Origin of the sequence: Burkholderia sp. WTPI3 (assembly GCF_021483755.1) — a bacterium.
Lineage (GTDB): Bacteria > Pseudomonadota > Gammaproteobacteria > Burkholderiales > Burkholderiaceae > Burkholderia.
Genome location: NZ_JAGIXF010000001.1, coordinates 24,725 through 47,554, shown reverse-complemented (window position 1 = coordinate 47,554; position 22,830 = coordinate 24,725). Strand labels below are relative to the sequence as shown.

The following is a 22,830-nucleotide window of genomic DNA, read 5'->3' as shown; positions in this document are numbered from 1 at the left end:
CGGAACGCACCGTCGGTGCGGATGCCGGTTCAACGGCGGGACGCGAGCGAAAGTTGACGGAAAAATTGCTACGGAATTTTTCGGGCGGCGGGAAGGATGCGCGGCTCAGCGCTTGTACAGCTCGCGAACGGCGTCCTCGATGTGCTGACGCAGCAGGTGGCGCTCTTCGGGCGTCATGTGCCCGTCGCGGCGGCGCTGTTCGAGATCGGGAGGCACGGCGGACCGAACCGCCGTGTCGGCGGCGCGGTCGGACTGCGACGCTTTGCCGCGCTGCATCTTGCGCGGCCATGCACCCTGTTCGGGGCGCTGCGCATACGCGAAGTTCGACGCATATGGACCGGCAAGTGCGATCGTCAGCATCAGTGCAATCCGGGCAGATCGCATGACCGTCCTCGCTTCTCTGGTCGATTTGTTCCCTTCGTCACGCGGCAACCGGTTACCTCTGGTACTTGAAAAACCCTGCGGAATTCGGGTGTGCAAAGATGAAAGATGGAGTGCAGGGGAGTATCTACCGAATTTCGGCTTCGAGTAAAGGAATCTCTATAGCCTGCCTTTACTCTCTACGACACTACGGGTAAATTTTGTAACTGACTGTAACGCCTGAAAATACGCGACCGTGCGTAATTTCCCATTCGCGATAAGATGCCGTTCATGGAAACGAAAAACCCCTCCAAGATTCTCGTCGTCGACGACGACCCGCGCCTGCGCGATCTGCTGCGCCGCTATCTCGGCGAGCAGGGTTTCAACGTATACGTCGCGGAGAACGCGACCGCGATGAACAAACTCTGGGTGCGCGAGCGCTTCGACCTGCTCGTGCTCGATCTGATGTTGCCCGGCGAAGACGGCCTGTCGATCTGCCGCCGTCTGCGCGGCAGCAACGACCGCACGCCGATCATCATGCTCACCGCGAAGGGTGAAGACGTCGATCGCATCGTCGGCCTCGAGATGGGCGCCGACGACTACCTGCCCAAGCCGTTCAACCCGCGCGAACTCGTCGCGCGCATTCACGCGGTGCTACGCCGCCAGGCGCCGGCTGAACTGCCGGGCGCACCGTCTGAAACCACCGAAGTGTTCGAGTTCGGCGAGTTCTCGCTGAACCTCGCGACACGCACCCTCACGAAGTCGGGCCAGGAAATTCCGCTGACGACCGGCGAATTCTCGGTGCTGAAGGTGTTCGCGCGTCATCCGCGCCAGCCGCTGTCGCGCGAGAAGCTGATGGAGCTCGCGCGCGGCCGTGAATACGAAGTGTTCGACCGCAGCCTCGACGTACAGATCTCGCGCCTGCGCAAGCTGATCGAACCGGATCCGGGCAGCCCGCGCTTCATCCAGACCGTCTGGGGCCTCGGCTACGTGTTCATTCCGGACGGCGCCGCCTGATCTTCTTTCTTTCCGGTTTCGCCTGTCCTCGGCCTGTCCCATGCGTATCGACCGGCGCCTCCTGCAGCTCGCGTTCGGCGGGCTGTTCTGGCGCACCTTCCTGCTGATCGCGCTGCTGATCTCGGTCAGTCTCGCCGCGTGGTTCCAGAGCTTTCGCGTGATCGAGCGGGAGCCGCGCGCGCAGCGCGTCGCGCTGCAACTCGTCGCGGTCGTGAAGCTCACGCGCACCGCCCTGCTCTATTCCGATCCCGATTTGCGGCGTGCGCTGCTGCAGGATCTGGAGAGCAACGAGGGCGTGCGGGTTTACCCGCGCGAAAAAACCGACAAGTTCAAGCTGCAGCCCGACGAATCGCTGAATCGTCTGATCGAACACGACATCCGCAGCCGTCTCGGCGACGACACCGTGATCGCCCAGTCGGTCAACGACATCCCGGGCGTCTGGATCAGCTTCAAGATCGACGACGACGACTACTGGGTCGCGCTCGACCGCGACCAGCTCGACAACGTCACGGGCCTGCAATGGGCCGGCTGGGGCCTGTTCGCGCTCGCGCTGTCGCTGTTCGGCTCCGCGTTCATCACGAGCCTCGTGAACCGGCCGTTCTCGCGGCTCGCGCTCGCCGCGCGCCAGGTCGGTTCGGGCCAGGCGCCAGATCCCCTGCCCGAGCGCGGGATGGGCGTCGCGGCCGACACCAATCGCAGCTTCAACCAGATGGTGCGCGACCTCGAACAGCTCGAGGCGGATCGCGCGCTCATGCTCGCGGGCATCTCGCACGACCTGCGCACGCCGCTCGCGCGGCTGCGGCTCGAAACCGAGATGAGTCCGTCCGACCAGGCGACCAAGGACGCGATGGTCGACGACATCGAGCAGATGGACCGCATCATCGCGGCGTTCATCGACTATGCGCGCCCGACGCAGCGCAAGCCGGAGCCCGTCGACCTGTCGTCGATCGCGCAGGAAGTCGCCGCACGCGTGTCGGGCGAGGACGGCGTCGAGATCCGCACGCGGCTCGCACCCACCGCCGTGATCGAAGCCGACGAGACGGATATGCGCCGCGTGATCGGCAATCTCGTCGAGAACGCACGCAAGTACGGGCAGAGCCGGCAGGACGGCGTGTCGCGCATCACGCTCGAGACGCGGGTGACGCACGCACGCGTCGAGCTGTCGGTGAGCGACGAGGGCCCCGGCATCCCCGAGGACCAGTTGCCGCTCGTGATGCGGCCGTTCTACCGCGTCGACACGGCCCGCACCAAGGCGGACGGCACGGGGCTCGGCATGGCGATCGTGCTGCGCCTCGTCGGCCGCTATCGCGGCGCGCTGCGCCTGCGCAACCGCAGCCCCGAAGCAGGCCTTGAAGTCACCCTCGAATTCCCCGGCGCCGGCAAGGCGCGTGCGACTGCATGACACGTTCGCGCACGGTTTTTGCGCGTCACACTATCGACGCGGTTGAAAAAAACTATGAGGATAGTTAGTTAAAATCTATTGAAGCACTTTACTAATAGTGTTATAGTTTTGCGCATGCTGTCACATCAACGTTGCAGCACCGAGGTAGCTTGACTCAGTCTTCTTCCCAACTCATACAGGAGTATCCGCATGAAAACCGTGGGCGATAAACTCGAAGCATTCACCGTCGTAGCCGCGAAGCCGGGCTTCAACAATCACGAGGAAAACGGCCAGTCGGCGTTCGAGACCGTCACCGAAGCGTCGTTCCCGGGCAAGTGGAAGATCATCTACTTCTATCCGAAGGATTTCACGTTTGTTTGCCCGACGGAAATCGTCGAATTCGCAAAGCTCACGAAGCAGTTCGAAGAGCGCGACGCCGTCCTGCTCGGCGGCAGCTCGGACAACGAATTCGTGAAGCTCGCATGGCGCCGTGAGCACAAGGACCTGAACAAGCTGAACCACTACTCGTTCGGCGACGTCAAGGGCGAGCTGATCGACCAGCTCGGCGTGCGCGACAAGGAAGCCGGCGTTGCGCTGCGCGCGACGTTCATCGTCGACCCGGACAACACGATCCAGCACGTTTCGGTGAACAACCTGAACGTCGGCCGTAGCCCGGAAGAAGTCCTGCGCATTCTGGACGGCCTGCAAACGGACGAACTGTGCCCGTGCAACCGCGCAGTCGGCGGCGCAACGCTGTAAGCGCATCAATGCACGAAGCCCGCGGCGCACGTCCTGCCTGCGGGCTTTTTTAACGGCCAACCCATAGGAGATATCAATGGAATTCATCGACTCGATTAAGGCACGTATCCCCGACTACGCGAAGGACATCCGCCTGAACCTCGACGGCACGATCTCGCGCTCGTCGCTCGAAGGCACCGATGCAGTCGGCGTTGCGCTGGCAGCGGCGGTCGCGGCGAAGAGCACCGTGCTCGTGAAGACGATCCGCGAAGCCGGCGTGCTGTCGCCCGAAGAGACGAATGCCGTGCTGACGGCAGCCGCGCTGATGGGGATGAACAACACCTGGTATCCGTATGTCGAGATGGCCGACGACGCCGACCTGAAGACCCAGCGCGCCGAGCTGCGGATGGGTGCGTATGCGTCGCACGGCGGCGTCGACAAGCGCAGGTTCGAGATGTACGCGCTCGCCGCGTCGATCGTCGGCAAGTGCCACTTCTGCGTGAAGTCGCACTACGCGCTGCTGAAGAACGAGCAAGGGATGACGACGACGCAGTTGCGCGACGTCGGCCGCATCGCGTCGGTGATCAACGCCGCCGCGCAGGTGATCGCCGCCGAAGGCGAGTAACCGGCCGCCGCGCGGCGGCATGGCGCGGCCCGTGGTTGCCATGCCGGCGCCGTCAAACGAAAATGCCACGCGAGCGCGTGGCATTTTTTCATTCCGGCGGCACAACTTGCACGCCGCTTCGCGACACCGTCAGGCGCCCTGCTTCACCAGCAATGCGGCGGCCTGCGCTTCGATGCCTTCGCCCCGGCCGAGATAGCCGAGCTTCTCGTTGGTCTTCGCCTTCACGTTCACGCGCTCGAGCGGCAACCCGAGATCGGCCGCGATGTTCGCGCGCATCCGGTCGATATGCGGCGCGAGCTTCGGCGCCTGCGCGATCACGGTGCTGTCGACGTTCTGGATCGTGAAGCCGGCCGCCTTCACGCGGGCGACGCATTCGCGCAGCAGCACGCGGCTGTCCGCGCCCTTGAACGCCGCATCGGTGTCGGAGAAATGGCGACCGATGTCACCCAGCGCCGCCGCGCCGAACAGCGCGTCGGTGATCGCGTGCAGCAGCACATCGGCGTCCGAGTGGCCGAGCAGGCCGCGCTCGTACGGAATCGTCACGCCGCCGATGATGAGGGGGCGCCCCGACACGAGCTGGTGCACGTCGTAGCCTTGTCCGATTCTGAAGTCCATGCGTATTCCGGTTGAGATGAGATGAAAGTCAGGAAGCGTTCGCGGAGCGCGCGAGAATCGCTTCCGCGAGCGCGAAATCTTCCGGGTACGTAACCTTGAAGTTGCGCAGGCTGCCCTGTACGACGCGCGGCGTATGGCCGGCCCATTCGATCGCGCTGGCCTCGTCGGTCAGGTCGTGCCCTTCGCGCTGCGCGCGCAGGATCGCGTCGCGCAGCATGCCGATGCGGAACATCTGGGGCGTCTGCGCCTGCCACAGCGCGTCGCGCGACTCGGTGCGCGCGATCGCGTCGCCGCCGGCCGGCACGCGCTTGAGCGTATCGGCCACCGGCAGCGCGACGATGCCGCCGACCGGATCGTCCTTCAGCGTCGCGACGAGCGTGCGGATCAGCGCCGGCGTGATGCCCGGGCGCGCGGCGTCGTGCACGAGCACCCAGTCCTGGTCGGTCGCGCCGAATTCGGCCAGCTCGAGCAGCCCGTTCAGCACCGATGCCTGACGCGAGCCGCCGCCGCAGCGGCGTACCGCGAAGCGCAAGCCCGCGAAGCGGCGCGCGTCGAAGTGCGTGTCGTCGGGCGCGAGGACGACGAGCGTCTGCGCGAACTCGCTGCACGCGTCGAACGCGGCGAGCGTGTAATGCAGCAGCGCGCGGCCGGCCAGCGTGCGGTATTGCTTCGGCACGGCCGAACCGGAACGGCTGCCCGTGCCGGCACAGGGAATCAGGGCGAAAAGTCGGGGAGTCACGAAAGGAAAACGCCGGAAAGGTGAAATCGAGAAGCGGATTTTATAATAGGTCTTTCGTCTCGACCGGCGCACCGCGATGCGCCCGTGCCCGCCACCCCTGCCGTCCCTATGCCAGACAACGCTTCCACCCCGTTCGCCTCGCCCGTCGCCCGCGTCAAACCGGGCCAGCGGTTCGCCTTCGACGGCGCGCACGGCTCTGCCGACGCACTCGCCATCGCCCGCTATCTCGCCGACAACCGCGACGCGGTCCCGCTCCTTGCGGTGATCTGCGCGAACGCGGTGGACGCGCAGCGGCTGTCGCAGGAACTCCGCTACTTCGCTCCGGCCGCGCGCGTGCGCCTGCTGCCGGACTGGGAGACGCTGCCGTACGACACCTTCTCGCCGCACCAGGATCTCGTCTCCGAGCGACTGGCGACGCTGCACGACCTCGGCGAGGGGCGCTGCGACATCCTGCTCGTGCCCGCGACCACCGCGCTGTACCGGATGCCGCCCGCGTCGTTCATGGCCGCCTACACGTTCGCGTTCGCGCAGGGCGAGCGGCTCGACGAGGCGAAGCTGAAGGCGCAGCTGACGCTGGCCGGCTACGAGCACGTGAGCCAGGTCGTGCGGCCCGGCGAATACTGCGTGCGCGGCTCGCTGATCGACCTGTACCCGATGGGCTCGCCGTTGCCGTACCGGATCGACCTGTTCGACGATCAGGTCGACTCGATCCGCGCGTTCGATCCCGATACGCAGCGCAGCCTCTACCCGGTGCGCGACGTGCGCCTGCTGCCCGGCCGCGAATTTCCGTTCGACGAAGCAGCGCGCACGGCCTTTCGCAGCCGCTGGCGCGAAACCTTCGAAGGCGACCCGAGCCGCGCGCCGATCTACAAGGATATCGGCAGCGGCGTGCCGTCGGCCGGCATCGAGTATTACCTGCCGCTGTTCTTCGACGAAACGGCCACGCTGTTCCACTACCTGCCGCAGGACGCGCATCTGGTGTTCGCCGGCGATCTCGAAACGTCGATCCGCCGCTTCACCGCCGACACGAAGCAGCGCCACGCATTCCTGGCGCACGATCGCGAGCGGCCGATTCTCGAGCCGCAGCGCCTGTTCCTGTCGGACGAGGATTTCTTCGCGTTCGCGAAGCCGTTCGCGCGCGTCGTGCTGCCCGCGCAGCCGGCCGGCGGCTGGGCGACCGCGCTGCCCGAGCTCACGGTCGATCGCCACGCCGACGATCCGCTCGCCGCGCTGCGCACGTTCGTCGAATCGTCCGGCAAGCGCGTGCTGCTGACCGTCGAATCGGCCGGCCGCCGCGAAACGATCCTGCAACTGCTTGCCGAACATCACCTGCGGCCGTCGTCGAACGACGACTTCGCGAGCTGGCTCGCGAGCGACGCGCGCTTCGCGCTCGGCATCGCGCCGCTCGCGAGCGGCTTCGCGGTGCCGGGCGAAGGCTATGCGCTCGTCACCGAAACCGAGCTGTACGGCGCGCTCGGCCGCCGCGCGGGGCGCCGCCGGCAGGAGCAGGCGAGCAACGTCGACGCGATGGTGCGCGACCTGTCGGAGCTGAAGGTCGGCGACCCGGTGGTCCACGCGCAGCACGGGATCGGCCGCTACATGGGCCTCGTGTCGATGGATCTCGGCGAAGGCGAAACCGAATTCCTGCACCTCGAATACGCGGGCGACAGCAAGCTCTACGTACCGGTCGCGCAACTGCACGTGATCTCGCGCTACAGCGGCGCCGATCCCGACAGCGCGCCGCTGCACGCGCTCGGCTCGGGCCAGTGGGAGCGCGCGAAGCGCAAGGCCGCGCAGCAGATCCGCGACACGGCCGCCGAGCTGCTGAACCTGTACGCGCGCCGCGCGGCTCGCGAAGGCCATGCGTTCGCGCTCGAGCCGCGCGACTACGTGAAGTTCGCGGAAAGCTTCGGCTTCGAGGAAACACCCGACCAGGCCGCGGCGATCGCGGCCGTGATCGGCGACATGACGAGCGGCAAGCCGATGGACCGCCTCGTGTGCGGCGACGTCGGCTTCGGCAAGACCGAAGTCGCGCTGCGCGCCGCGTTCATCGCGGTGATGGGCGGCAAGCAGGTCGCGCTGCTGTCACCGACCACGCTGCTCGCGGAGCAGCACACGCAGACCTTCGCCGACCGCTTCGCGGACTGGCCGGTGCGCATCGTCGAGCTGTCGCGTTTCAAGACCACGAAGGAAGTCAACGCGGCGATCGCGCAGATCAACGAAGGCAGCGTCGACATCGTGATCGGCACGCACAAGCTGCTGTCGTCGGACGTGCAGTTCAAGCGCCTCGGCCTCGTGATCATCGACGAGGAACACCGTTTCGGCGTACGCCAGAAGGAAGCGCTGAAGGCGCTGCGCGCGGAAGTCGACGTGCTGACGCTCACCGCGACGCCGATCCCGCGCACGCTCGGGATGGCGCTCGAGGGGCTGCGCGACTTCTCGGTGATCGCCACTGCGCCGCAGAAGCGGCTCGCGATCAAGACCTTCGTGCGCCGCGAGGAAGAAAGCGTGATCCGCGAGGCGATGCTGCGCGAACTGAAGCGCGGCGGCCAGGTGTACTTCCTGCACAACGAGGTCGAGACGATCGAGAATCGCAAGGCGATGCTCGAGGAACTGGTGCCCGAAGCACGCATCGCGATCGCGCACGGCCAGATGCACGAGCGCGAACTCGAACGCGTGATGCGCGATTTCGTCGCGCAGCGCACCAACGTGCTGCTGTGCACCACCATCATCGAGACCGGTATCGACGTGCCGAGCGCAAACACGATCATCATGCACCGCGCGGACAAGTTCGGCCTCGCGCAGCTCCACCAGTTGCGCGGCCGCGTCGGCCGTTCGCACCACCAGGCCTATGCGTATCTGCTGGTCCACGATCCGCAGGCGCTGACCAAGCAGGCGCAGCGCCGGCTCGAGGCGATCCAGCAGATGGAGGAACTCGGTTCGGGCTTCTATCTCGCGATGCACGACCTCGAGATCCGCGGCACCGGCGAGGTGCTCGGCGACAAGCAGTCGGGCGAGATCCACGAGATCGGCTTCCAGCTTTACACCGACATGCTCAACGACGCGGTGAAGGCGCTGAAGAACGGCAAGGAGCCCGACCTCACCGCCCCGCTCGCCGCGACGACGGAAATCAACCTGCATGCGCCCGCGATCCTGCCGGCCGACTACTGCGTGGACGTGCAGGAGCGGCTGTCGCTGTACAAGCGTCTCGCGAACTGCGAGCACGGCGACGCGATCGACGGCATCCAGGAAGAGCTGATCGACCGCTTCGGCAAGCTGCCGCCGCAGGCGCACGCGCTCGTCGAAACGCACCGGCTGCGGCTGGCCGCGAAGCCGCTCGGCATCGTCAAGATCGACGCAAGCGAGGTCGCGATCGGGCTGCAGTTCGAACCGAACCCGCCGATCGATCCGATGCGGATCATCGAGATGGTGCAGAAACACCGGCACATCAAGCTCGCGGGCCAGGACAAGCTGCGCATCGAGACGCGCTCGCCCGATCTCGCGATCCGCGTGTCGACGATCAAGGAAACGTTGCGCGCGCTCGCGCCGCGTCCGGGCGCGACCAGCGCGGCGCGCTGACGGCGCGCGGCGATGCTGCACCGCACTGCGCCGGGCGAAGGCGGGCCGGCGCGTTTTTGAGTATGATTTTCTCATTCCTCTGACGGAGTTTTGCCATGTCCACTCTCGACGCGACGGCCCCGCCCGCCGCCGACCAAGGCGACGCTTCGCTCGTCGGCCTGCCCTGGATCAAGCAGCTGGTGTCGATGGACACGACGAGCCGCGTGCCGAATCTCGGCCTGATCGAAACGGTGCGCGACGCACTGGCCGCGAAGGGTATCGTGTCGACGCTCACGCACGATCCGCGCGAAGGCTGGGCGAACCTGTTCGCGACGGTGCCCGCGCACGACGGCTCGACCGACGGCGGCATCGTGCTGTCGGGACACACCGACGTCGTACCCGTCGACGGCCAGCAGTGGGACAGCAACCCGTTCGCGCCGGAGCTGCGCGACGGCCGCCTGTACGGCCGCGGCACGTGCGACATGAAGGGTTTCATCGGCACGGCGCTCGCGCTGCTGCCCGAGATGCAGGCGACGAAGCTCGCGAAGCCGATCCATTTCGCGCTGTCCTACGACGAGGAAATCGGCTGCGCCGGCGCGCCGCTGCTGATCGCCGATCTCGTCAAGCGCGGCGTGAAGCCGTCCGGCTGCATCGTCGGCGAGCCGACCAGCATGCGCCCGATCATCGCGCACAAGGGCATCAACGCCTACCGCTGCTGCGTCCGCGGCCACGCGGCACACTCGTCGCTCACGCCGAAGGGGCTGAACGCGATCGAATATGCGGCACGCCTCATCTGCCACATCCGCGACATCGCCGACCGCTTCCGCGCGGAAGGCCCGTTCGACGATCTGTACGACGTACCGTTCACGACCGCGCAGACGAGCACGATCCAGGGTGGCAACGCGATCAACACGGTGCCGGCCGAATGCCGGTTCGACTTCGAATTCCGCAACCTGCCGACGCTCGATCCCGAGCAGATCTTCACGCGCATCGAAGCGTATGCGCGGGAAACGCTGCTGCCGCAGATGCAGCGCGAACATCCGAACGCCGCGATCGAGTTTTCGAAGATCGCCGCGGCGCCGGGGCTCGACGCAACCGAACAGGCCGCGATCACGCAGCTCGTACGTGCCCTGACGGCCGATCAGGACAAGCGCAAGGTCGCCTACGGCACCGAGGCCGGCCTGTTCGAGCGCGCGGGCATTCCGAGCATCGTCTGCGGGCCGGGCAACATCGAACAGGCACACAAGCCGAACGAGTATGTCGAGCTCGCGCAGCTCGCGGGCTGCGAGCAGTTCCTGCGCAAGTTCGTCCGCAGCATGTCGGTCGACGCACACTGACCGCCACCCGCCCACGCCGGCCCGCGTGAGCGGGCTGGCTCACTCGCGCCACACGCCACGTCATGTCGACTGAACAACAGGGCACGGCCCATACGACGATCGACGGCGAGCCGATTCCGACGCTCGACGAAATCGCCGCGCAGCATTTCGCATTGTCGCCGTGGCTCGCCCGCACGCCCGTGTTCGAGCGCGCCGACCTGCCGTCCCTCGAAGGCACGCACGTCAATTTCAAGTTCGAGCTGCTGCAGGCGAGCGGCAGCTTCAAGGCGCGCGGCGCGTTCACGCACCTGCTCGCGCTCGACGAAGCGCGCAAGAACGCCGGCGTCACCTGCGTGTCGGCCGGCAATCATGCGGCCGCCGTCGCGTATGCGGCGATGCGGCTCGGCAGCAGCGCGAAGGTCGTGATGTTTCACACGGCGAGCCCGACGCGCATCGCGCAGTGCAAGCAGTACCGCGCGGAAGTCGTGCTCGCCGGCAGCGCGTCGCAGGCATTCGACGTCGTGCGGCGGGTCGAGGCCGAGGAAGGCCGCTTCTTCATCCATCCGTTCAACGGCTATCACACGATTCTCGGCACGGCGACGCTCGGCTACGAATGGGCGACGCAGACACCCGATCTCGACGCCGTGATCGTGCCGATCGGCGGCGGCGGGCTCGCAGCCGGCATGGCGACCGCGCTGCGGCTCGCGAATCCGCGCGTGCACGTGTACGGCGTCGAACCGGAAGGCGCCGACGCAATGAGCCGCAGCTTCGCGGCCAATCACACGATCAAGATGAGCGCGATGCAGACCATCGCCGATTCGCTGATGGCGCCGCATACCGAGGAATACAGCTACCAGCTGTGTCGGCGCCATGTCGACCGCATCGTCACGGTGTCCGACGACGCGCTGCGCGCAGCAATGCTGTTCCTGTTCTCGCACCTCAAGCTGGCGGTCGAACCGGCGTGCGCGGCGGCGCTCGCGGCGCTGCTCGGCCCGCTGCGCGAAACGTTGCAGGGCAAGCGGGTCGGCGTGCTGCTGTCGGGCACCAACACCGACCCCGCAACGCTCGGCATGCATCTCGCGCACGCGAAACTGCAGCACTGACCTCGCGCCGGGCACTCAGGGTTATCCCCAGTTTATGTTGACAGCCCTGTTGATAACCCGCCGGACAACCACGCAAGTGGTTGAACGCGCAGTGTTTTGCGCGCGCGAAGGGCGCCGGACGCGAAATAGGCAGATTCCGCCACCGAACGCGTGTCCCGCCGCGTGGCGGCGTCGCTCGCGGCAGATCATCGGCGCTGCCGCGATCGTGCTGCTCGCCGGTTGCGCGGCCCCGCCCTCGCCCGTCGCCGACACCCCGCCCGTCTGCACGCAGCCCGACGCGCATCGCAGGCTGCAGGCCGACCTGCTGTTCGGGCGCGATATCGCCGGACGAGGCCCCGTCACCGACGAGGAACGCACAGCCTTCCTTGCCGACGTCGTCACGCCACGCTTTCCGGACGGCTTCACGTACTGGGACACCCGCGGCCAATGGCGCGATCGCGCCACCGGCCAGACCATCCGGGAAGCGGGCTTCGTGGTCCGTATCGTCGCCGACGATACGGCCGATACGCACGCGCGGCTCGCGGCGATCCGGCACGCGTACGTCGAGCGCTTCCGGCAGCAGTCGGTCGGCATCGCCATCGTGCCGGCCTGCGCATCGTTCTGAGTCGCGCTGCGCGGCTTTCGCCCGACGATTCCGCATAAAAAAACGGGCGCCCGAAGGCGCCCGTCGCATGCGAAACATCCGAGTACCGCTTATTTGCTCTCGAACATGTCCATGATCTGCTGCTTCTCCTGCGGCGTGACGGGCGGCGGTGCGAGGCCCGCCGCGCCGGCCGAACCGAGCGCATCGTTCGCGCTGATCGCGTTCGCGGCCGGGTTGATGTCGACGCTCGCGACGAAGCCGTTGCCCGGCGTGCGATCCGCGTAGTACAGCTCGCCGTCGATCGTCGTCAGGCCGTCCGGCATAGGCATCTCCTGCTCCGGTACGCCGTTCAGCGCGGTGCGCATGTAGTTGACCCAGATCGGCAGCGCCAGCTGCGCGCCGAATTCGCGGCTACCCAGGCTCTTCGGCTGATCGAAGCCCATCCACGCGACCGCGACGAGCGACTGCTGGTAGCCGGCGAACCAGCCGTCCTTCGCATCGTTGGTCGTACCCGTCTTGCCCTGCAGATCGCTGCGGCCGAGCACGTTGGTGCCCGCGCCCGTGCCGGCCGTCGCGACGGTATGCAGCAAGCTGTTCATCACGTACGCGTTGCGGCCTTCGATCGTGCGCGGCGCCGTGCCGCCCGCGACCACCGGCTGCGACTTCTGCAGCGGCTGTCCGCGCGCGTCGTCGACTTCGGCGATCAGGTACGGATCGACCTTGTAGCCGCCGTTCGCGAATACCGCATAACCGGTCGCGAGCTGCAGCGGCGTCACGAGACCCGCGCCGAGCGCCATCGGCAGGTATGGCGGCGTCTTCGCGGGATCGAAGCCGAAGCGCTGCGTGACGTACTGCTGCGCATACTGCGTGCCGATCGACGCGAGGATCCGGATCGACACGAGGTTCTTCGAACGCTGAAGGCCGGCGCGCATCGTCATCGGGCCGTCCGGCTGGTCGTCGTCCTTCGGCTCCCACGCGGTGCCGCCCGGCACGCTCGGCGGGAAATACAGCGGCGCATCGTTGATGATCGTCGCCGGCCCCATGCCCTTGTCGAGCGACGCCGAATAAATGAACGGCTTGAACGACGAACCCGGCTGGCGCCACGCCTGCGTCACGTGGTTGAACTTGCTCTTGTTGAAGTCGAAGCCGCCGACGAGCGAGCGGATTGCACCGTCCTGCGGCGCGAGCGCGACGAGCGCGCCTTCGACCTGCGGCAGTTGCACGACCTGCCAGCCCGTCTTGCCATCTTTCATCACACGCACGATCGAGCCCGGCTTGATCCGCAGCGTCGCGTTCGCACGCGGGCTCAGCGCGGCCGACACGAAACGCAGCCCGGCCGCGCCGATCGTCGTCGTCGCGCCGCCGACGAACTGCACGTCGACCGCATTCGGCGACGCCGACAGCACAACTGCCGACTGCAGGTCGCCGTTGTCCGGGTGATCGGCGAGCGCGTCGTCGATCGCCTCGTCGCGGTCGTCGCCGGCCGCCGGCAGGTTGATCGAACCTTCCGGCCCGCGATAGCCGTGGCGGCGCTCGTAGTCGAGAATGCCGCGACGCACGGCCTGGTACGCCGCTTCCTGGTCGGCCGAGTTGATCGTCGTCGTGACGGTCAGCCCGCGCGTATAGGTTTCGTCCTTGTACTGCTGGTACATCATCTGCCGCACCATCTCGGCGACGTACTCGCCGTGCACCGCGTACTGGTTGCCGGGCGTGCGCACGTGGATCTCTTCCTTCACCGCCTCGTCATATTGCGGCTGCGTGATGTAGCCGATCTCGAGCATGCGCTTCAGGATGTATTCCTGACGCACCTTCGCGCGTTTCGGATTGACGACCGGGTTATACGCGGACGGCGCCTTCGGCAGCCCCGCGAGCATCGCCGCTTCCGCGAGCGTGATGTCCTTCAGGTCCTTGCCGAAATACACGCGCGCGGCGGCCGCGAAACCGTACGAGCGCTGCCCCAGATAAATCTGGTTCATGTACAGCTCGAGGATCTGGTCCTTCGTCAGGGCCTTCTCGATCTTGTACGCGAGCAGCATCTCGTAGATCTTCCGGGTGTAGGTCTTTTCGCTCGACAGGAAGAAGTTGCGCGCGACCTGCATCGTGATCGTGCTCGCGCCCTGGCGCGCGCCGCCGTGCAGCAGGTCGGCCACGCCCGCGCGCAGGATGCCGACGAAGTCGACGCCGCCGTGTTCGTAGAAGCGGTAGTCCTCGATCGCGAGCACCGCCTTCTTCATCACGTCGGGAATGTCCTGGAACCGCACGAGGCTGCGACGCTCCTCGCCGAACTCGCCGATCAGCACGTGATCCGCGGTAAACACACGCAGCGGCACCTTCGGCTGATAGTTGGTCAGCGCATCGAGCGACGGCAGTTGCGGCGCCATCACGACGAGCGCGTAGCCGACGATCAGCGCACCGACGACGGCGAGTGTCGCGAACAGGCCCACGAACCACAACATGACACGCGAGCCGAACGAGCGGCGGCCCCCGCCCCCGCTGCGCGGCGTGCGACGGTCGTTGTCGCCGTTGTCATCATCGGGGTAATAGGCTCCCGACGGCGAACGGCGCAACGTGTAGTGAGGTTCTTTCCGGTCGGAAGAAGAAGACGGTCGTTTGATGATTGGCATGTCGGAATGGCGGGCGTACATGGCGCCCTCGGATGCATGCGGAAATGCAAGCGGATGAATCAGAGTGGGTGCATCGCGGCAACTGTCACGTCGACAGACCCCGCCGCGCGGCGATCCGTTCCCGCGACGTGACAGCGCATTTTAATGAAATCGACCGATCGGCTTCGCGATTTTTTGTAAAAATTCCCGCACGATCGCGAATTGCGGAACGTAGTGGCGGCATCCTCGGCCTATCATGGACACGCACGCCATGCGTACCGGCGGCACTCCTTTCAAATTCGAAAGGTCGTCATTCCGCGCACGCACGCCGCTTGAACTTCGGCGCTTAAGCCGTATTTAAGGGGCCGGCGGTGTAATATCCGCCGGCTCTCACGGACCGCAACCGGCCCGCGACGCGCACTGCCGCGCTCACGCGGCGTTTTTCAACCACGGAGGATTTCATGTCGCTTTTCGACTCTGTTTCGCGCACGATCAAAGGCCTGCTGAACGATGCGGCCGACTCGGTACAGGATCCGTCGCGCGACGCACGGCAGATCGTGCGGGAGCTCGACGACAGCATCGGCCGTGCCGAGAATTCGCTGATCGAAATCGAAGCACAAGTCGCGACCCAGCGCAGCAAGCGCGATGCGGCCGACGACAAGGTGAGGAAGTACGAAGACGGCGCAAAGCGCGCACTGCAGTCGGGCGACGAAGCGCTCGCACGCGAGGCGCTGGCCGCGCAGTCGAATGCGGAAGCCGAACGCGATGCGCTCGCGGCCGAGCTGGCCACGCTCGAACCGTCGGTCGACAAGCTGAAGGGGCAGATCGCCGACATGCGTCAGCGCCGCAATGATCTGAACGCACGCTCGAACATCCTGCAGGCCAAGCAGGAAATCGCGCAGGCGAAGGACGTCGCAGCCAGCGCGCTGGGCGGCATCGGCGGCAAGAACCTGTCCGAAGACTTCCAGAAGCTGGAAGACAAGGTCGCGCTGCAGAACGCGCGCTCGGACGCCCGCCTGAATTCGGCCGACACGTCGAGCGGCAAGGCGCTCGACGACAAGCTCGCCGCGCTGAACAAGGGCCCGTCGGTCGAGGATCGTCTCGCCGCGCTGAAGAAGCAGCTCGACACGCCCGCGCAGTAACGGCAATCGCGCCGCGGCCCGATCGGGTTCGCGGCGCGCACCGATCGTCAGGAGACGGGCGCGCGCGCCCGGTTCGACCATGAAGAAATCTCTCGCCGCACTCGGCTTCTCGCTGATGTTGCTGTCGTCCGCCGCATTTGCGGTACCGTCGCTGCAGCAAGTCGAGCAGTCGATCGCACAACGTGACTGGCAGAACGCCGACACGCAGCTCTCGCAAGTCATCGACGCCCATCCGAACAACGCGCATGCGCGCTACCTGTACGCGCAGGTGCTGGACCGCGAAGGCCGCGCGTCCGACGCGCTGACGCAACTGCAACGCGCGAAATCGCTCGATCCCCAGTTGCGCTTCACCGACGCGTCACACTTCGCCCAAACGGAATCGCGCATCCGCGCGGACGCTGCACGTACGGGCAGCAACGCTCCGTCGGTCACGCAGTCCGGCTCGCTGCAATCGTCGCTCGCGCCGGTCGCAAAGCACGGCCTGTCGACCGGCATGTGGATCGGCCTCGCGCTGCTCATCGCGATCATCGCGCTGGTGCTGCGCTGGACGTTGCGCCGCGCGCGCTCGGCCGACGACAGCCGTGCGGACGACGAGCGCCGCTCGCAACTCAAGCGCGCCACCGACGTGCTCAACGATATCCGCCCGCTCAAGCTCGACGCGCGGTTGTCGACCGCGGCCGGCGCCGCCGCGCTCACGGGCGAGCTCGAAGGTATCGAGTCCGATGCGCGCGGGCTCGTCGAAGCGCTGGCGAACGGCAAGAATCCGGTGCCGCCGTATCGCATCGACGAACTCGAACAGCGCCACGCGAGCGTGAAGGCGCGCGTCGAAGGACGCCCCGACCCGAGCGCGCAGCCCGCGCAGCAGAACGGCAGCGGCTCGGTGTACGCGCAGGAAGCCGATCGCGTCACCGGCATGCAAGGCCAGCCGTATCAGCAGCAACCGTACCCGCCGCAACAGCAACCGACGGTCGTGGTTCAGCAAGGCGGCGGCTTCGGCGGCGGCATGGGCGGGCTGCTGACCGGCGTGCTGCTCGGCGAAGCGATGTCGGGCGGCCGCGAACGCGTGGTCGAGCGCGACGTGATCGTCGACGACCCGCGCCGGCGGCAGGACAACGGCCAGGGCTTCGACCTCGGCCGCGGCGACGACGCCAACTGGAGCGACGGCAGCGGCAACGGCGGCGGCGGTGTCGATGTCGGCAGCAACGACGACGGCTGGACCGACGACAACAGTTAAGCATCGCGAACGCGGGCGTCGGCGCATTGCGCGACGCCCGCGACATACACCGCGCTTCCTTTCATTTTCACTCGCGCCGGCCCGCCGAATTTGTCAATCATTTCAAGATGGGCTACCGGCAATGGGGTACGTTCGCTATCATGCGACCATATCGGCGTGCCCCCGATCCCATCCGACGTCTCGCAGCCCTGCGCGTCGCGGCACGCCTCCCCTCGCCCAACCAGGAGAAAGCCGCTCATGAGCATAATCAAGGAATTCAAGGAGTTTGCCGTCAAGGGCAATGTGATGGATCTCGCCGTCGGCGTGATCATCGGCGGCGCATTCTCGAAGATCGTCGACTCGGTCGTGAAAGACCTCATCATGCCGGTCATCGGCGTGCTGACCGGCGGCCTGGATTTCTCGAACAAGTTCGTTCTGCTCGGCACCATTCCCCCGACGTTCAAGGGTAACCCCGATTCGTTCAAGGACCTGCAGGCCGCGGGTATCGCCGCATTCGGCTACGGCTCGTTCATCACGGTGGCCATCAACTTCATCATTCTCGCGTTCATCATTTTCCTGATGGTGAAATTCATCAACAAGCTGCGCAAGCCGGCAGAAGCCGCGCCGGCCGCGACGCCGGAAGACACCGTGCTGCTGCGCGAGATCCGCGATTCGCTCAAGCAACGCTGAGCACCGCGCCACGCCGCATCCGCCAGGCCCGCCACGTGCGGGCCTTTTTCATGGACGCGTGCCGTGCATCGCCGCGCGCGGCGTATCTCACTTTTTTGTGACGAGCGAATGCACGCGCGGGAAAAGCAGGTCTATGATGGAGACTAAACGACAGTACGGGCGCCAAGACGCTGGCTGTGTCGATCATCGTGGCAAGCGGGTCGACGGGAGACATTGATCGTCGTGCCGCACACGAGTGCAGCATTTTCGTGTGCTATAAAGGATCGACATGCGGCGTACATAGCCGGGAGTGGGTCGCATGAAAGTGCCGCATTTCTTGCAATTGTTTTTGAGGCGAGTGTTTATGTCCTTCCCGAAAAAACGTCGACGCGCGCAACAGGATGGCCAGGAGTCGTTCCTCGCGGTATTGCGCCACTCCAAACCGTTCGCACAGCTCGACACCAAGATTGCCCGCGCCCGTGCGCAGGACGAGCCCGTCCTCTACGCGCACGTGCTGCCCGGACTCGACGTGCTCCTGTGCAGCGTACGCGGCGCGCAGCCGCCCTATCCGGCCATCGCCGAACTGCGCAAGCGTTGCATCGAATCGATCGCCAACGCGCTCGAGCAGCCGCTCGACGGTCTCGAGAACGGCGGGTACTGGTACGAGGCGAACGGCTTCGGCTTCCTTGTCTTCGCGAGCCGCGCCCGCGCGCGCATCCTGCCCGAATTTGGTGCAGGCACGAAGGCGAGCCTGCGCGGCGGGCTCGGACGCCAGAACGCCGGCGACACGACACCGCGCTCCCTCGGCTGAACCGACACCGATACGATGGGCCGCCTGCGAGCGGCCCATCGGCCATTCAGGCTTCCCGCTTCGCCGTCACTGCACCGTCGTGCGCCCGTTGCCGGGCCGCACGATGTCGATGAACGCGGCGAAATCGGCACCCGCCAGCCCTTGCGCAGCGCCCAGCCGCAGCACCTGCTGCACCGTGGCCGACACCGGCATCACCGCACCCGTTTCGCGCGCCGCGTCGGCGATCGCGTCGACATCCTTCTGGAACGTGGCGAGCGCACCGATCGGCGCGTGACCGCCCGACGTCATGCGCGGCACGAACGTCTGCAGCAGCACCGAATCCGCCCATCCGCCGGCCAGCGCTTCGGCCAGCCGCGCGGCGTCGATCCCGCTCGCCTGTGCGAGGCCGACCGCCTCGGCAATCGCGGTCACCGTCGCGGTGACGATCGCCTGGTTGCACAGCTTCGCGGTCTGGCCCGCCCCCGCGTCGCCCATGTGCGTGATGCGCGACGCATAGGTTTCGATCAGCAGCCTGACCGTGTCGAGGTCGGCCGCACCGCCGCCGGCCATCACCGCGAGCGTGCCGGCCTGTGCGCCGGGCACGCCGCCCGACACGGGCGCATCGATCCAGCCCGCACCGAGCGCGGCCGCGCGCGCAGCATAGTCGCGCGTCGCGGCGGGCGGAATGCTCGAATGATCGACGATGCGCCGCAAGCGGCGCGAGGCCGCGTCGCCGGCGAAGAGCCCGTTCTCGCCGAACGCGACGTCGCCGACCGCACGCGCGTCGAGCACGCATACGAAGACGGTCTCAACGCGCTCGGCCAGTTCGCGCGGCGTGTCGACCACCTGCGCGCCGTCCTTCGCGAGCGCCTCGGCCTTTTCTCGCGTGCGGTTCCATACGCTGACCCGATGGCCTGCCGACAGCAAATGCCGAATCATCGGCGCGCCCATCAATCCCGGTCCGCAAAATCCGACTTCCACGATGTTCCTCGTCTCCAATTGGGGTTGCACTTGCCGCCCATCATACCTATCACTCAAGAAGCCGGACACGCGCTGCGCCGCTTCAGGCCCGCGGCTTGCGCCGGCAGCAAATACCGACACCCCAGGGAGCGCATCATGAGCGACCACGTCTACAAGCTGATCGAACTGACCGGCTCGTCGAAGCAATCGTGCGACGACGCCATCCGCAACGCGATTTCGAAGGCCGGCAAGACGCTGCACAACCTGCACTGGTTCGAGGTGACCGAAACGCGTGGCCACATCGAAGGCGACCAGGTCATCCACTGGCAGGTCACGCTGAAAGTCGGCATGCGCATCGACGACTGACGCGCAGCGCGCGCCACACGCGGCGCCACGACCGCCGGATGCGTGCAACGCGCATCCGCGCGGTGCCGCGCCCACCTGCATTTCGCCCCGCTCCGGCCCTCGTCGAGGCCCGACCGGCGGGGGTCTGCGGGTATCCATCCCTTGACGCTGGCTCCGGTTCATATTAAAAACGATATACCCCACCTGCCCCTCGATCAGCCCGGACATATAAAACGGAGATATCATGAGTCAGCAACGCGAGGCGATCGACACGTACCTCTTGCGCGTCTTGCACACCTTGTTGATGGAGCGCAGCGTCACGCGCGCGGCCGTCAAACTGAATCAGTCGCAACCGGCGATCAGCGCCGCGCTGCGGCGCCTGCGCGACATCACCGGCGACCCGCTGCTCGTGCGCGGCAAGTCCGGCATGGTCCCGACCGAATACGGGCTGCGCCTGCTCGAGCCGGTACAGAACGCGCTGCGCGAAATCGAGCGCATCAAGTTCCAGCAGCACAATTTCGACCCGGCCACGTCGATCCGCTGCTACCGGATCGGCTGCCCCGACTACCTGAACGTGCTGTTCGTGCCGACCGTCGTCGAGCGCTTCCGCCTGGCGGCACCGAATGCGACGCTCGAATTCCATTCGCTCGGCCCCGCCTTCGACTACGAGCTCGCGCTGGAAGACGGCAAGCTCGACATCGTCGTCGGCAACTGGCCCGAGCCGCCGGAGCAACTGCACCTGTCGAACCTGTTCGTCGATGAAATCGTCTGCCTGATGAGCAACACGCACCCGTTCGCGAAGCGCGGCGGGCTGACGCTCGACCAGTACCTGAACGCGCCGCACCTCGCGCCGACGCCGTACTCGGTCGGCCAGCGCGGCGCAATCGACGTGCATCTCGCGCGCGAACGGCTCAAGCGTCACGTGGTCGTGACGCTGCCGTACTTCAACCTCGCGCCGTACGTGCTCGTGAAGTCGGACCTGATCTTCACGACGACGCGCCTGTTCGCCGACCACTACGCGAAGTTCCTGCCGCTGTCGGTCGTGCCGGCGCCGCTCGACTTCCCGCCGATGCAGTACTACCAGCTGTGGCACGAACGCTGCCACTACTCCGACGAAGTACGCTGGCTGCGCGGCCTCGTCGCCGAAGCCACCCGCACGCTGATCGAGCCGTAATCACGCGCGCCGGCCACGCCGTTACGGTGTGGCGCGACATCGCGTGACGCGGTGCAGCGTCCGCCAGCGACGGCCGCGAGCCCGGTTCGGCAGCGCGCGGCGCGCTCCGCCCCGGCGCGTCAGCGCGACGCCTCCACGAGCGCGTGCGCAAGCGCGTTGTGGCGCTCGATGACGGGCGGCAGATCGAGCGTCGCGAGCCGCCCTTCCCGCACCACCACCTTCCCGTTCACCACCGTGTACGCCGTCTGCGACGGCGCGCAGAACACGAGCGCCGCCACCGGATCGTGCAGCGCGCCCGCGAACAACGGCTGGCGCAGGTCGAACGCGGCGAAGTCGGCAGCCATGCCGGGCTTCAGCGCACCGATGTCGTCGCGGTTCAGCACCTTCGCGCCGCCGAGCGTCGCGATCTCCAGCGCCTCGCGCGCAGTCATCGCATCCGGCCCGAAGCCGACCCGCTGCAACAACAGCGCCTGACGCACTTCCGCGACCATCTGCGCGCCGTCGTTCGATGCGGAGCCGTCGACGCCGAGACCGACCGGCACGCCTGCCAGACGCATCTTCTTCACCGGCGCGATGCCGGACGCGAGCCGCATGTTCGAGCACGGACAGTGCGCGACGCCGGTGCCGGTGCGCGCGAACAGGCCGATGCCCGCGTCGTCGAGCTGCACGCAGTGCGCGTGCCACACGTCATGGCCGACCCAGCCGAGGTCTTCCGCGTATTCGGCCGGCGTCATCCCGAATTTCTCGCGGCTGTACGCGATGTCGTTCACGTTCTCCGCCAGGTGCGTGTGCAACGACACGCCGTATTCGCGCGCGAGCACGGCTGCGTCGCGCATCAGCTCGCGGCTCACCGAGAATGGCGAGCACGGCGCGACGACCACGCGCAGCATCGCGTAACGGCCCTCGTCGTGATAGGTCTCGATCAGGCGCTGAGCGTCGCGCAGGATGTCGGGTTCTCGCTCGACGACCGAATCGGGCGGCAGGCCGCCGTCGCGCTGGCCGACGCTCATCGCGCCGCGGCTCGCGTGAAAGCGCATGCCGATCCGCTGCGCGGCGCCGATGCTGTCGTCGAGCCGGCTGCCGTTCGGATAGATGTACAGATGATCGCTCGACGTCGTGCAGCCCGACTGCAGCAGCTCGGCCATCGCGGTGAGCGTCGACACCTCGATCATCTCGGGCGTCAGGTGCGCCCAGATCCGGTACAGGTTCGTGAGCCAGCCGAACAGTTCGGCGTTCTGCGCGGCCGGCACCGCGCGCGTGAGGCTCTGGTACATGTGATGGTGCGTATTCACAAGCCCGGGAATCACGAGGTGGCCGCGCAGGTCGAGCACTTCGTCGGCGGTGTCGGGCAGCTCGGCGCTCGGGCCGACCGCGACGATCCGGTTGTCTTCGATGTAGAGCCCCGCGTCGCGCAGTTCGCGGCGCGTGTCGTCCATGGTCACGAGCACGTCGGCGTGCTTGACCAGCAGGGTTTTCGGGCGGGATGAGGATGGGTGAGGCGCGCGTGCGCCGGCGTGCTGCTCGAGGTTCATGCGTTCTCCGCGTCGTTCTGCCCCCGGGAGCCGCTCCCGGGGACCATCACAAAGCCGTTCGAACGCTGATTCGCGGCACGCCCCGGTGCCTGCGTCCGTTCGAACGCGCTGGCCCGGTTACCCGGCGTGCTCGCCGTCTTCGGGGTACGCACCGGGCACTGCCCGACGCGCACGGCGGCAGGATCGCCCAAGCGCGCGCCGCACACAATGCGCGATCCGCAATACCGCGCTTCACGGTTTCGATATGGTACGCCGCGCGACGGTCCGCCGGCCGCGCGAAGCGCGGGTCGCCGGCCGCTTCCAGCACACCGTCGACAGCCGTTCATGCGCGGCGCATTATCTTTGATATCGCGCCCGTATTTACGCG

General features: G+C 66.7%; 20 protein-coding genes. 14 read left to right on the top strand and 6 right to left on the bottom strand.

Annotated features, from left to right (window positions below; all coding sequences use genetic code 11):
* Positions 1-105: 105 nt before the first annotated feature.
* Positions 106-384 (bottom strand): hypothetical protein, encoded by a 279-nt coding sequence (locus J7024_RS00230; RefSeq protein ID WP_124830088.1) that lies wholly within the window; start codon positions 382-384, stop codon positions 106-108.
* A gap of 258 nt (positions 385-642) precedes the next feature.
* On the opposite strand from J7024_RS00230, the gene ompR reads away from it, so the two are divergent.
* From ompR to J7024_RS00210, 4 genes are all read left to right on the top strand, one after another.
* Positions 643-1,377, top strand: coding sequence for an osmolarity response regulator transcription factor OmpR (ompR, locus tag J7024_RS00225; RefSeq protein WP_370542727.1), 735 nt, complete (start codon positions 643-645; stop codon positions 1,375-1,377).
* 40 nt (positions 1,378-1,417) lie between these two features.
* Entirely contained in the window at positions 1,418-2,779 is a 1,362-nt protein-coding gene (locus J7024_RS00220) for an ATP-binding protein (protein ID WP_124830089.1), read from the top strand.
* Positions 2,780-2,968: 189 nt separating this feature from the next.
* Positions 2,969-3,517, top strand: coding sequence for a peroxiredoxin (locus J7024_RS00215; protein ID WP_031399305.1), 549 nt, complete (start codon positions 2,969-2,971; stop codon positions 3,515-3,517).
* Positions 3,518-3,593: 76 nt separating this feature from the next.
* Positions 3,594-4,121, top strand: coding sequence for a carboxymuconolactone decarboxylase family protein (locus J7024_RS00210; protein WP_044843722.1), 528 nt, complete (start codon positions 3,594-3,596; stop codon positions 4,119-4,121).
* A 129-nt stretch (positions 4,122-4,250) separates the two neighbouring features.
* Here the strand turns inward: J7024_RS00210 and ispF are convergent, their stop codons facing one another.
* Both ispF and ispD read right to left on the bottom strand, forming a co-directional pair.
* Positions 4,251-4,736: a 2-C-methyl-D-erythritol 2,4-cyclodiphosphate synthase gene (gene ispF, locus J7024_RS00205; protein ID WP_124830090.1), complete on the bottom strand. Its 486-nt coding sequence runs from the start codon at positions 4,734-4,736 to the stop codon at positions 4,251-4,253.
* 28 nt (positions 4,737-4,764) lie between these two features.
* A complete protein-coding gene (gene ispD / locus J7024_RS00200) occupies positions 4,765-5,475 on the bottom strand; it encodes a 2-C-methyl-D-erythritol 4-phosphate cytidylyltransferase (RefSeq protein WP_124830091.1) in 711 nt (236 codons plus the stop codon).
* Between the two features lie 108 nt (positions 5,476-5,583).
* On the opposite strand from ispD, the gene mfd reads away from it, so the two are divergent.
* The 4 genes from mfd to J7024_RS00180 all read left to right on the top strand — a co-directional run bounded on the left by mfd (position 5,584) and on the right by J7024_RS00180 (position 12,056).
* A complete protein-coding gene (mfd, locus tag J7024_RS00195) occupies positions 5,584-9,054 on the top strand; it encodes a transcription-repair coupling factor (RefSeq protein WP_175796044.1) in 3,471 nt (1,156 codons plus the stop codon).
* Between the two features lie 95 nt (positions 9,055-9,149).
* The gene (gene argE, locus J7024_RS00190; RefSeq protein ID WP_175796045.1) at positions 9,150-10,370 is read left to right on the top strand and encodes an acetylornithine deacetylase; all 1,221 of its coding nucleotides are present in this window, start codon (positions 9,150-9,152) and stop codon (positions 10,368-10,370) included.
* A gap of 62 nt (positions 10,371-10,432) precedes the next feature.
* Positions 10,433-11,452, top strand: a complete 1,020-nt coding sequence (locus J7024_RS00185; protein ID WP_124830094.1) for a threonine/serine dehydratase — start codon at positions 10,433-10,435, stop codon at positions 11,450-11,452.
* Positions 11,453-11,528: 76 nt separating this feature from the next.
* Positions 11,529-12,056 (top strand): DUF3574 domain-containing protein, encoded by a 528-nt coding sequence (locus J7024_RS00180; RefSeq protein ID WP_233409976.1) that lies wholly within the window; start codon positions 11,529-11,531, stop codon positions 12,054-12,056.
* Between the two features lie 89 nt (positions 12,057-12,145).
* Here the strand turns inward: J7024_RS00180 and J7024_RS00175 are convergent, their stop codons facing one another.
* Positions 12,146-14,659, bottom strand: coding sequence for a penicillin-binding protein 1A (locus J7024_RS00175; protein WP_175751311.1), 2,514 nt, complete (start codon positions 14,657-14,659; stop codon positions 12,146-12,148).
* A 440-nt stretch (positions 14,660-15,099) separates the two neighbouring features.
* Between J7024_RS00175 and J7024_RS00170 the strand changes: the two genes are divergently transcribed.
* From J7024_RS00170 to J7024_RS00155, 4 genes are all read left to right on the top strand, one after another.
* Positions 15,100-15,780 (top strand): PspA/IM30 family protein, encoded by a 681-nt coding sequence (locus J7024_RS00170; protein ID WP_124830097.1) that lies wholly within the window; start codon positions 15,100-15,102, stop codon positions 15,778-15,780.
* Between the two features lie 79 nt (positions 15,781-15,859).
* Positions 15,860-17,014 carry a tetratricopeptide repeat protein gene (locus tag J7024_RS00165; RefSeq protein ID WP_175751312.1) on the top strand — a complete coding sequence of 385 codons (1,155 nt, stop codon included), beginning with the start codon at positions 15,860-15,862 and terminating at the stop codon, positions 17,012-17,014.
* Positions 17,015-17,251: 237 nt separating this feature from the next.
* On the top strand, positions 17,252-17,683 hold the full coding sequence (mscL, locus tag J7024_RS00160; RefSeq protein WP_014896780.1) for a large conductance mechanosensitive channel protein MscL: 432 nt from the start codon (positions 17,252-17,254) through the stop codon (positions 17,681-17,683).
* A 343-nt stretch (positions 17,684-18,026) separates the two neighbouring features.
* Positions 18,027-18,473 (top strand): hypothetical protein, encoded by a 447-nt coding sequence (locus J7024_RS00155; RefSeq protein ID WP_027784713.1) that lies wholly within the window; start codon positions 18,027-18,029, stop codon positions 18,471-18,473.
* Between the two features lie 66 nt (positions 18,474-18,539).
* On the opposite strand, the gene J7024_RS00150 is transcribed toward J7024_RS00155, so the two are convergent.
* The gene (locus tag J7024_RS00150) at positions 18,540-19,433 is read right to left on the bottom strand and encodes an NAD(P)-dependent oxidoreductase (RefSeq protein WP_124830099.1); all 894 of its coding nucleotides are present in this window, start codon (positions 19,431-19,433) and stop codon (positions 18,540-18,542) included.
* Between the two features lie 135 nt (positions 19,434-19,568).
* Here J7024_RS00150 and J7024_RS00145 point away from each other — a divergent pair, with 135 nt between their 5' ends.
* Both J7024_RS00145 and J7024_RS00140 read left to right on the top strand, forming a co-directional pair.
* Complete coding sequence (locus J7024_RS00145) at positions 19,569-19,778, top strand: dodecin (RefSeq protein WP_096503207.1); 210 nt, start codon at positions 19,569-19,571, stop codon at positions 19,776-19,778.
* 223 nt (positions 19,779-20,001) lie between these two features.
* Complete coding sequence (locus J7024_RS00140; RefSeq protein WP_034188792.1) at positions 20,002-20,931, top strand: LysR substrate-binding domain-containing protein; 930 nt, start codon at positions 20,002-20,004, stop codon at positions 20,929-20,931.
* A gap of 119 nt (positions 20,932-21,050) precedes the next feature.
* On the opposite strand, the gene J7024_RS00135 is transcribed toward J7024_RS00140, so the two are convergent.
* Positions 21,051-22,463 (bottom strand): 8-oxoguanine deaminase, encoded by a 1,413-nt coding sequence (locus tag J7024_RS00135; protein ID WP_124830100.1) that lies wholly within the window; start codon positions 22,461-22,463, stop codon positions 21,051-21,053.
* Between the last annotated feature and the right edge of the window lie 367 nt (positions 22,464-22,830).